Here is a 10,764-nt window from a genome sequence, read left to right as displayed (position 1 = left end):
GCTATCGAAGCGCCGCGTTGGCCCACCACGGTTCGACTCGGCAGCGTCTGCGGCCCCTTGGTTTGCCCTCGGGCGTTTTTGTCGGGCTCCACACAGGCCGTATACCAGGGCTCCACACAGGCCGGACCGAGGGCCCCACATGGCCGTGAGCGGGTTCAAGTGGGTCCTTTTGCCTTGCCTGACATGGCGGCGGCCGCCAGCTTTTGCGTGCCGCTGCGACCCTGCGAGGAGATGGGGCGACCGCAATTGGGTCCTCTGTGTCATTTCGCAGTCGCAGAAACGGGATCTCCGAACGCTGCGGATGTGCGTGCAGGAACGCTGGGTCGGTGACCGGTCCACCAGAGCTGAGTCGGTGACTCGTCCTTCAGACAGGTGCCCCGGCCAGGGGACTGCTTCAGCGTACGCCCGACGCTCGCGCCGGGAGACGACTGCAGGTGCTTGCCGAGATTCTCTGCAACAGTGGTCGTCCGCTGGGGTTCAGCCAGCATGTCTCTGGTGACGCTGTGAGGCACGCCTCTTGCCGATGCTGACTGTTGAGGGAGAGTCGACTGCTGCCGGCCGACTGCTGCCGGCCGAGCGGCACAGCGAGGGGGAGTGGCGCTGAGTCGATGCTACGGCGATGAGCACCTCGGATGAATTGACCGAGGGGCCCAGCAGTTGAACTGCTGAGCCCCTCGGCTGTGGCCGGTCGAATCGATCAGTGACCGAGCTGGTTGCTGTTCGAGCCCTCGACCGCGTCGTGATCGTGGTGCGAAGCTTCGAGCTCCTGCTTCGACACCGGAGCCACACGATCTTCGAAGAAGAAACGTGACAGTCGCGCACGCAGCTTCTCCATTCCCGTGATCTTGCCCTCGGCATTCGGCTGAGCCGGCACGTAGGCAGGCGATTCGAACGCGGTAATCTTCCACAGCTTGTGCGGGGGAAGAGCCTCGTGGCGTTCGAGGAACTCACCGTGGGGCAGACGGATGATGTGAGCCGTCTCCCGTCCGTGCAGAGCGATCTCGCGGTCCTTGCGCTGGAGTGCCAGGCACATGCGTTTGGTGATGACGTAGCCGATGATCGGTCCGAAGAAGAACAGGAACCGGAAGATGTAGATCATGTCGTTGAGCGACATCTGGAAGAACACGGCGATGATGTCACCCGATGCAGCCGCCCACATATTGCAGTAGAAGATGACTCCTGCAACGCCGATGGCCGTCCGAGTCGGGTTGTTACGGGGGCGGTCGAGAATGTGGTGTTCCCGATGGTCCTTCTGCAGCCACGCCTCGAAGAAGGGGTAGATGAACATGACAGCGAACACGCCGCCCATGACGAGCACGGCACTGTTGATGTTGAACGAGATCGGCCATCCGAAGATGTAGAACTCGAACCATCCCGGAACGATGCGGAGGAATCCGTCGGCCCAGCCGATGTACCAGTCAGGCTGTGTACCAGCCGAGACGGGAGACGGGTCGTAGGGACCGTAGTTCCAGATCGGGTTGATCGTGAACAGCGCCGAGATGAGCGAGAGCAGTCCGAAGATGAGGAAGAAGAATCCGCCGCCTTTGGCCGCGAAGGTCGGGAGAACGGGTTCTCCGACGACGTTCTTCTCGGTGTTGCCGGCACCCGGGTACTGGGTGTGCTTGTGCACGACGACGAACATCAGGTGGATGCCGATGAGCGCGATGAGCAGGGCCGGCACGATCATGATGTGCAGGGTGTACAGACGGGCCACGATGTCGATGCCCGGGAACTCGCCTCCGAAGAGGAAGAACGAGATGTAGGTTCCCACCAGCGGCAGCGACTTCAGGATGCCGTCGATGATTCGCAGTCCGTTGCCGGAGAGCAGATCGTCAGGCAGCGAGTAGCCGGTGAAGCCGGCTGCCATGCCCATGATGACGAGCAGGACTCCGACGACCCAGTTCAGCTCTCGTGGGCGACGGAAGGCGCCGGTGAAGAACACACGGAGCATGTGGACGCTCAGTGCTGCGACGAAGAGCAGGGCCCCCCAGTGGTGCATCTGTCGGATGAACAGACCGCCGCGGATCTCGAGGGAGATCGCGAGTGTCGAGTCATAGGCTTCGGAGATCTCGACGCCGCGCAGCGGCAGCCAGGGTCCGTCATAATGGAGCTCACCCATGGCCGGCTGGAAGAAGAACGTCAGGAACGTTCCGGACAGGACGACGATGATGAAGCTGTAGAGAGCAACCTCGCCGAGCATGAACGACCAGTGGGAGGGGAAGATCTTGCGACCGAACTCGCGCACGAGGACAGATGCCCCGACGCGGGTTTCGGCGAAGTTCGCCGCCTTCCCGATAGTGGTGGTTGGCTGTGTAGTACTCATGGGTGGTTGATCTCCCAGAACGTAGGTCCGACAGGCTCAGGGAAGTCCGACTGGGCAACCAGGTAGCCTTCGCTGTCCACGGTGATGGGCAGCTGAGGAAGCGGTCGTTTGGCCGGGCCGAAGATGACCTTGCAGTGTTCCGTCACGTCGAAGGTCGACTGGTGGCAGGGGCACAGCAGGTGGTGCGTCTGGTGCTCGTACAGTGCGACCGGGCAGCCGACGTGGGTGCAGATCTTCGAGTAGGCGACGATGCCGTCGTGCGACCAGTCCTTGCGATCCGGATCCTCTTTGAGCTCCTTGGGATCGATGCGCATGAGAAGCACGGCCGCTTTGGCCTTCTCGTCCAGCGGGTGCTCGCTGGCTTCCTCGTCGCCGATGCCCGAGGGAAGGACGTGGTAAGCCGAGCCGATTGTGACTTCGTCGGCCCGAATCGGACGTTCTGACTCGACCGACGGGATTCCGCCGACATCGCGGATGAGGCGAGTGCCCTGCTGCCACAGCGTGTTGAACATCTTGTCGCCCGGCAGCGGGCCGAGATCGCGGAAGACGAGGACCGCCGGAAGCGGTGCGATCGCAAGTGCGGCGATGAGTGTGTTGCGCAGCAGAGGACGACGGGCGATGCCCGACTCCTCCTTGGCCTGGTGAAGGATCTCGAGCGCAATCGCCTGATCTTCTTCGCTGCCGCCGATGTCATGGCGTTCGTCGATGCCCTCGTGGTCGCTCATGAGGTTCTTGGCCCAGAGCACAGCTCCGAAGCCGATGGAGAACATCGCGACAGCGGCACCGAGGCCGACGAACATGTTGTGGAGGCGGATGCTCTGCATCGATTCGCCCGGAGTGAACAGGAAGTAGGCCACGATGAACCAGATGGTTCCGATCATCGAGAGGATGAACCAGGCGGCCACCTGTCGTTCGGCGACCTTCTCGGCGCGTGGGTCCGAGTCGGTCAGCCGTGGTTTGTGCTCGGGCAGGCCCGGGTTCGTGAACCCGTTCAACTCCTCGAGCTGGCTGCCGCCGCCGGAGTGCTCTTTCGAGGTCATTGAATTCCCCGTCTTTTCTCGTAATTGATGGTGTACGACACTGTCGGACTCACTTGGCCCTCGAAGACAGCCACACTGTCAGACCGATGACGGCAGCAAGACCGAAGAACCAGATGAACAGGCCCTCAGCCACCGGACCCAGGGATCCGAGCTTGAATCCGCCGGGGGAGGGGTTGTCCGAGACTTCCTTGACGTAGGCGATGACATCGCGTTTGTCGTCGGGAGTCAGGTTCGCGTCGTTGAAGATCGGCATGTTCTGCGGGCCGGTCTGCATCGCTTCGTAGAGGTGCTTCTCGGAGACTTCGGACAGGTTCGGTGCGTACTTGCCGCGTGTCAGAGCACCGCCGGAGCCGACCACGTTGTGGCACATGGCGCAGTTGGTGCGGAACAGACCGCCGCCTGCCGCGGGGTCGCCCTTCGAAGCATCGAGGTACTCGTCCTCGGGAACTGCCGGTCCTGGTCCGAGCGAAGCAACATAGGCAGCGAGCTGGGCGGTCTGCTCATCGTCGAACTGAGGTTCCTTGACGCGAGCCTGCGGGCCGTTGGCCTGCAGCGGCATGCGTCCGGTGCCGACCTGGAAGTCAACAGCAGCGGCGCCGACGCCGATGAGTCCGGGGCCGGCCTTCGAGCCTTCGGCGTTCATGCCGTGACAGGTGGCGCAGTTGGCCGCGAAGAGTTTCTTGCCTTCTTCGATGTCAGAGGCGCTGGCGGTGTCCGCCTTGGCGCTCGAAGTCTGCGTGAAGAGTGCATAGGCTCCGCCGGTCAGCAGCAGTCCCACGAGAAGCAGCGCGACCAGCGCCATGGGATGTCTGCGGCGATCTGCTAGAAGCTTCACTTGATCGTCCTTTGCTTGAAGTGTTGTGAGTCCTGGGGGCCGAGCATCTCAGTCCGCCTATTGGAGGAGGTAGATGACGCCGAACAGACCGATCCAGACGACATCGACGAAGTGCCAGTAGTAGGACACGCAGATTGCGAAGGTGGCTTCGTGGTGACCGAACTTCTTTGCCCCGTAGGCACGTCCGATGACGAGCAGGAAGCAGATGAGACCGATGGTCACGTGGATACCGTGGAAACCAGTGGTCAGGTAGAAGACGGAACCGTAGCCATCAGTATTGATCGAGATGCCCTCGCTGACGAGGGTCGCGTACTCCATGACCTGGCCGGAGACGAAGACCGCGCCCAGGGCGAAGGTGAGGTAGAACCACTCGACCATTCCCCATTTGGCGATGTTGAACAGCGAGCCGGTCCGCCGGGGGCGGAACCTCTCGGCTGCGAACACACCGAGCTGGCAGGTGAACGAAGACGACACCAGGATCAGCGTGTTGCCGAGAGCGTAGGGGATGTCGAGGATCTCAGTCCTCGTCTCCCACAGCTCCGGAACGACGGACCGGATGGTGAAGTACATGGCGAAGAGCGCGGCAAAGAACATCAGGTCGCTCGCGAGGAACACGATGAAGCCCACCGTGGTCACATTCGGACGATTGACAACCGGATGTGCTGGCGCTGTTTGAGATGCAGTGGCAGTTGACACAACCCCATTATTACCCGTCTCGGGGTGAGTTTTCATCTTTTACCCAGGTTTCGAGAAAGAAATTTCTACACGACGTAGCAAAAACCCCGATCTGGTGCCGAAATCTCGTTCCGGGGGCAGCTTCCGCCCGCGTGTCGAAGTCGCGATAGTATGCCGCAGGTAAGGAACGTCCCCTTCTGCGGGACGGTGAGAACGCCTAGTGAGAGTTCATACGGATGACTGATTCCACGCCCCTGACCACCCCGGCGACGCACGTGTCGGAGTCCCGCAGCGAGGTCGAGGCAGCCACTCAGAACTGGCCGGACCTGCTGATGGCTCTCATGCATCAGCAGGACCTCGACGGCGTTCAGGCGGCTTGGGCGATGGACCAGATCATGTCGGGCATGACTCCGGATGTGACAATGGCCGCATTTCTGGCCGCGCACCACACAAAGGGCGAGACGGTCGAAGAGATCGCCGGACTGGTGGCGGCGATGATGGACCACGCCGTGCCCCTGCCCGGGCTCGAAGACTCCGTCGACATCGTCGGCACCGGCGGGGACCGCGCGAAGACGGCGAACATCTCCTCGACCGCGGCCATGATCATCTCCGCGACCGGGCAGCGCGTCGTCAAACACGGCAACCGTGCGACATCCTCGGCATCCGGCTCCGCCGATGTGCTCGAAGCACTCGGGGTGCGGTTCGACATCACTCCCGAACAGACCGGTCAGATCGCCCAGGAGGTCGGGCTGGCCTTCTGCTTCGCCAACGTCTTCCATCCCTCGATGCAGTTCGTCGCGGCAGTGCGGCGGCAGATCAACGTCCCTACCGCCTTCAACATCCTCGGACCCCTGACGAACCCGGCCCGGGCGCGGCATACGGCCATCGGAGTCGCCGACGCGCAGATGGCTCCGCTCGTCGTCGGCACCCTGGCCAAGCGCGGACATCAGGCTGTGGTGTTCCGGTCACGAGACGGACTCGATGAGCTGAGCAACACTGCTGTCAACGATGTGTGGGAGGTCCGTCACGGCGAGATCGAGCACACGACCTTCGACGCGCTCGACCTCGGCATCGAGCGGGCGACGAAGGACGATCTGCGCGGAGGAGGTCCGGACGAGAATGCCGCCATCACCCGAGCTGTCCTCGACGGTGAGCGATCAGCCGTGCGCGACATCGTGGCCATCAACGCCGCAGCGGCTCTCGTGGCCGCCGACGAATCGGCTGTGGGCACGTTCACCGAGCGCCTGGCTCTCAAGCTCGAGACTGCGGTGAACACGATCGACAACGGCGGCGGTGCGGACAAACTCCAACAGCTCATCGACGTCTCACATCGGGTCGCTGAGACGAATCGCTCCTGAGGACTGAGCGTGGCTGGTCGCTCCCTGTCGAGGCAGCGACCAGCCACGATCGTCTGCCGGGGTCACAGAGATGAGTTCGGCGGTCTCCAGCCAGCCGGCCAGCAGTCGCGTCTCCTCCGGCAGAGAGTCCGTCTCCTGCGGCAGCGTGCCGGGAGCAGGCACCCATTCCGCGGTCGGGGCCAGCACCGCCAGCGAATCGGCCATCGCCGCTCTGGCCGACACATGGCCGGCCCCGGCGAGTTTTCCGTGCCGGATGATCGCCAGATCCCAGCCGGCCTCGGATCCGGGCGCCGCCGCAACCAGTTCGGGAATCCTGCGCAGAGCCAACACCTGCTCGGCCCGAGCAGCGATCGACACCGCGCTGCGCAGCGCGTCACGAACCTCGGCTGCCGTCTCGTAACGAGCCTCACCGGCCAATCGCCGCATCCGCTCTGCAGCCAAGCGCTGCAGGGACGACAGGTCCCCGGCGACGAGCTCGAACAGCTCCCTGATGGAGCTCAGGTAGTCATCGACGTCCGTGATCCCCGCGCATGGGCCGCCGCACTGACCGACCTGGGCGCTCACGCACGGACGATGCTCGCCGAGGCTGCGCTTCGTGATCGTCGTCGTGCACCTCTTGACCGGGTAGAGGGTGTCGAGGAGCTCCTTGACGGCTTGCGCGGATTTCCGCGATCGGAACGGTCCCAGCGGCGGGGCGGGGGAGCGTTCCAGGGCCGAATTCGCCCGGACCACCGACAGCCGCGGGAAGAGCTCATCACTGAGCACGATCCAGGAACTGCGGTCCGGATTCTTCGATCGTCGGTTGTACGGAGGCGCCAGCTCGCCGATGAGGCGGATCTCGCGGACCTCGGCTTCCAACGCGTGCGCGCAGGGCAGGCAGCTGACCTCCTGTGCCGCGGTGATCATCTCGGCCATGCGCCCGCGGTTCTCCGAGGCGTTGAAATACCCGCGCACCCGTCGGGCCATATTCCCGGACTTGCCGATGTAGAGCACACGGCGAGTGCCGTCGAGGAACATATACACGCCGGGTTCGGCGGGAACGCCCTTGGCCAGATGGGATTTGGCCTGTCGCTTCGCCCACCCCGACTGCCTGACGGTGGACAGCTCCTCGAGAGTCGTCACCCCGTAGCCGCCGAAGCGTTCGAACAGATGATGGAGGAGCTCGCCGGTCGCGCGAGCATCGGAGAGCGCACGGTGATCGGGTTCGACCTGGGTGCCGAAATGAGCGGCCAGGGTCGAGAGCTTGTGATTGCGCACTTCGTCACGACCGACGACGCGACGGGCGAGAGTGACGGTGTCGAGGACCGTCGGAGCCGGCCAGTGATAGTCGAGACGTTCACAGGCCGAGCGGAGGAAGCCGATGTCGAAAGGCGCGTTGTGGGCCACCAGCACCGCACCGATGGAGAATTCGAGGAAGCTCGGCAGCACCGAGCTGATCGGTGGGGCGTCATCGACCATCGCATGAGTGATGCCGGTGAGCCGGGCGACGAAGGGGCTGATCACCGAGTGCTCCGGCTTGACCAGCGTCTGGAACTCTCCGATGACCTCACCGCCGCGGGTCTTGACCGCACCGATCTCGGTGATCTCCGACTGCCCCGCCCGGGTGCCGGTCGTCTCGAGGTCGACGATGACGAAGGTGACATCGGACAGAGGAGTGCCGAGGCTGTCGAAGGACAGCTGAGAATTGTGCAGTGCGCTGGGGGCACGGTCGAACGGGACGGTCATGACATTTAGTCTCTCAGGTGCGGCTGACGCGAAGCGATCAGCACCATTCACACCGAGGATCCGTCGCCGTCATCGGCGGACCGATGACTCGGCAGGTGGAAGAACAGTCCGACCGCTCCGCCGATGCCGACGGTCAGACCGATGAGCAGGTACCAGCCCGGCAGCGGTCGGAAGAAGACGACGCCGATGAGCAGGAGCACGACTGCTCCGAGGGCGGCGGCCCAGGACAGCACGAGGGTGGGCGAAGCGGTGCGCCACCCGATGGGCTCCGCCGGCTCGGGCTCCCAGTGATCGGTGTCCTCGAGTGCGTCGCGAACATCCTCGGCGGGCATATCGCCCATGGCGGCGGAGGGCTCGGCGATCTGCCGGACGAGGTCGTCCCACTCCTCGTCGCTGATGCGCGATCGGTCGTGTCCGATCTTCTCCGGGTCGGGAACGTCTCCACGCCAATCCTCCCGACCCTCGTCATCGGGAGTCGAAGCGCTGCCGTCGTCGTTCATATCTGCGTCAGCAATTCCGTGGGCTCGGCTATTCCCCGGTCTCCGACGGGAACGGCACGGCCGCCTCGGTGCGAGCTGCCTCCAGGACCACCTCGGCGATGGTGTGCGCATCGAAGTCGAGGGTGGCGACATGACGGGAGTGACGCAGAGCGATGATGCTCGGCGGCCGCGGGAGGTCCGATCGCAGCACACGCAGCGTGCGCGGACCGACGATATTGTCCTCACCGGAGATCATTGCGGTCACGGGGCGGTCGACCTTCCACAGATCCTCGCGCAGAGTCTTCAACGCACGATGGAACGTCGCCAGGGGAGCCACAGGGGTCCGCTCGTAAGCGCACTCGTCGCGGTCCGGGTGGGCGATATCGCCGCCGATCGACGGAATCGTCCGCACGACATGCCGGAGGACCGGCAGCAGGGGAGCGAAGGGGGAGTCGACGAAGAGGGCGGGATTGACGACGATGATCTCATCGGCAGCCCCCTCCGCGGCGCCCAGAGCCAACGCCAGGGACCCGCCCATCGACAGCCCGGCGACGATGACCCTGTCGTGGTCGGCCTGCAGGCGACCCAGCTCGGTGCGCGCCGCGCCGAACCAGTCGGACCACCCGGTGGCGTCCATGTCCCGCCACGAGGTGCCGTGACCGGGCAGCAGGGGAACGCTGACGTCGATGCCCCGCCCCTCGACCGCACGGGCGATCGGCACCCAGGAGACAGGAGAGCCGGTGAGTCCGTGCAGGAACAGGACCGCAGCGGACGAACCAGCAGCACGGCGGCGGTAGGCGGCCGTCGGATCCGCTCTGAGTGTGAAATCGATCTCCATGTCTCCATCATGGCACGGATGTGTGGCAGCGGACTTCGCTGTTCACCGTTCCTATCGATATATGATTGCCGAGGACGACAAAGAGTCGTAGTCGGAAGGGTGCGCGTGTTCTACTGGTTTCTCAAGCGAATTCTCGCCGGACCCATCCTGCGTATCCTCTTCCGTCCGTGGGTACGTGGCCTGGACAATCTTCCTGCCGAGGGCCCTGCGATCATCGCGGGAAACCACAACCACTTCATGGATTCGATCTTCGTCCCTCTGCTCGCTCCGCGCCCCGTCGTCTACCTGGCGAAGAAGGACTACTTCACCGGTCGCGGAATCAAAGGCGCGGTGACCCGCTGGTTCTTCAAACTCAATAACCAGCTGCCCATGGACCGCGGCGGAGGATCCGGATCTCAGGCCTCTCTCGAATCTGGGCTGAAAGTCCTTGGCGAAGGCAATTCCCTGGGCATCTACCCCGAAGGCACCCGCTCGCCCGACGGAAAGCTCTACCGCGGACGCACCGGCATCGCACGTCTCGTCCTCGAGTCCGGCGCTCCCGTGGTTCCGGTCGCGATCATCGGCACGGACAAGCTGCAGCCGGCCGGTCGCCTCGTCCCCAAACTCCGGCGAGTCGGCGTCGTCTTCGGCGCACCGATGGACTTCTCGAAGTATTCGGGGCTGCCGGTCGACCGTTTCATGCTGCGGTCGGTCACCGACGAGATCATGTACGAGATCATGCGCCTGTCGGGTCAGGAATACGTCGACACCTATGCGTCGACGGTCAAGACCAAGCTGCTGACGAGTGCGAAGCCGAAGAAGTCGGAAACCGAAAAGGACGCGGCCAAAGCCAAGGGCGCGCCCAAGGACGTCGGCGCGACGACAGGCAGGGGAGAGGCGAAGACGCTGGGCTCCTCGGGCCGGGACGAGCCGGAATCCGGCAGCGACGGGCCGCCGACGTCATCCTGATTCCTCGCCTCGGACCGCCCTCAGCTGCCTGAATGACATCCATGTGACGTGTTCGAATACTGCGGTAACAGCGACACGCGGAAATTGTTACCTTGGGGTGTTTGTCCTGGCTGGGACGGCAGAATAACTTGGAGTTGTTGAATCCCACTGTAGGTTCGCTGGGAAGAGGGCTAGAATGACTTTGTTCTCGGTCCTTCCAAGCGACCTTCGCTTCCCCCAGGGACTTAAAGGAGGAGTCGGTGTGAACCGCTCAAGTCATGAAAGCGTCGACATGACGCCGATGCCGTCAGCGGCCCAAGGCCTGCTGTTCGATGATGATCTGCCCGTACTCGATGAAGAGGCTGGCTACCGCGGTCCCACCGTCTGCAAGGTCGTCGGCATCAGCTATCGTCGTCTCGACTACTGGGCACGCACCGATCTGGTGACCCCGTCGATCCGCAATGCGACCGGATCCGGCAGCCAGCGGCTCTACAGCTTCCGTGACATTCTCGTCCTCAAGATCGTCAAGCGACTCCTCGACACCGGCGTCGGGCTGCAGTCGAT

10 protein-coding genes are annotated in these 10,764 nt (G+C 63.7%); 3 read left to right on the top strand and 7 right to left on the bottom strand.

Going from position 1 to position 10,764, the window contains the following annotated elements:
- Window positions 1-697: 697 nt before the first annotated feature.
- The 4 genes from qcrB to ctaE are packed head-to-tail and all read right to left on the bottom strand — an operon-like array spanning window position 698 to window position 4,894.
- The gene (qcrB, locus tag ACTIIH_RS14865) at window positions 698-2,323 is read right to left on the bottom strand and encodes a cytochrome bc1 complex cytochrome b subunit (protein WP_441089860.1); all 1,626 of its coding nucleotides are present in this window, start codon (window positions 2,321-2,323) and stop codon (window positions 698-700) included.
- Entirely contained in the window at window positions 2,320-3,363 is a 1,044-nt protein-coding gene (gene qcrA / locus ACTIIH_RS14860; RefSeq protein ID WP_441089861.1) for a cytochrome bc1 complex Rieske iron-sulfur subunit, read from the bottom strand. Before qcrA ends, qcrB begins: the two co-directional genes overlap by 4 nt.
- Before the next feature lie 49 nt (window positions 3,364-3,412).
- Window positions 3,413-4,198, bottom strand: a complete 786-nt coding sequence (gene qcrC, locus ACTIIH_RS14855; RefSeq protein ID WP_432791661.1) for a cytochrome bc1 complex diheme cytochrome c subunit — start codon at window positions 4,196-4,198, stop codon at window positions 3,413-3,415.
- A 57-nt stretch (window positions 4,199-4,255) separates the two neighbouring features.
- Window positions 4,256-4,894, bottom strand: coding sequence for an aa3-type cytochrome oxidase subunit III (gene ctaE, locus ACTIIH_RS14850; RefSeq protein ID WP_441089862.1), 639 nt, complete (start codon window positions 4,892-4,894; stop codon window positions 4,256-4,258).
- 215 nt (window positions 4,895-5,109) lie between these two features.
- Between ctaE and trpD the strand changes: the two genes are divergently transcribed.
- Window positions 5,110-6,231 (top strand): anthranilate phosphoribosyltransferase, encoded by a 1,122-nt coding sequence (gene trpD / locus ACTIIH_RS14845; protein ID WP_441089863.1) that lies wholly within the window; start codon window positions 5,110-5,112, stop codon window positions 6,229-6,231.
- Here the strand turns inward: trpD and ACTIIH_RS14840 are convergent.
- Genes ACTIIH_RS14840 through ACTIIH_RS14830 form a run of 3 tightly spaced genes read right to left on the bottom strand, consistent with a single transcriptional unit; the run spans window position 6,199 to window position 9,273 of the window.
- Window positions 6,199-7,956: a DEDD exonuclease domain-containing protein gene (locus ACTIIH_RS14840; RefSeq protein WP_441452673.1), complete on the bottom strand. Its 1,758-nt coding sequence runs from the start codon at window positions 7,954-7,956 to the stop codon at window positions 6,199-6,201. The genes trpD and ACTIIH_RS14840 overlap by 33 nt on opposite strands.
- A gap of 47 nt (window positions 7,957-8,003) precedes the next feature.
- Complete coding sequence (locus ACTIIH_RS14835) at window positions 8,004-8,456, bottom strand: hypothetical protein (protein ID WP_441452672.1); 453 nt, start codon at window positions 8,454-8,456, stop codon at window positions 8,004-8,006.
- A gap of 28 nt (window positions 8,457-8,484) precedes the next feature.
- Window positions 8,485-9,273, bottom strand: coding sequence for an alpha/beta hydrolase (locus tag ACTIIH_RS14830; protein WP_441452671.1), 789 nt, complete (start codon window positions 9,271-9,273; stop codon window positions 8,485-8,487).
- A 105-nt stretch (window positions 9,274-9,378) separates the two neighbouring features.
- Between ACTIIH_RS14830 and ACTIIH_RS14825 the strand changes: the two genes are divergently transcribed.
- Window positions 9,379-10,221 (top strand): lysophospholipid acyltransferase family protein, encoded by an 843-nt coding sequence (locus tag ACTIIH_RS14825; protein WP_441452670.1) that lies wholly within the window; start codon window positions 9,379-9,381, stop codon window positions 10,219-10,221.
- Between the two features lie 271 nt (window positions 10,222-10,492).
- Window positions 10,493-10,764: MerR family transcriptional regulator (locus ACTIIH_RS14820; protein ID WP_441452674.1), on the top strand; the 272-nt coding region annotated here is incomplete at its 3' end.

This window comes from Brevibacterium sp. (genome assembly GCF_052105255.1).
Taxonomy (GTDB): Bacteria; Actinomycetota; Actinomycetes; order Actinomycetales; family Brevibacteriaceae; genus Brevibacterium; species Brevibacterium linens_B.
This window is presented reverse-complemented; position numbering and strand designations above follow the sequence as displayed.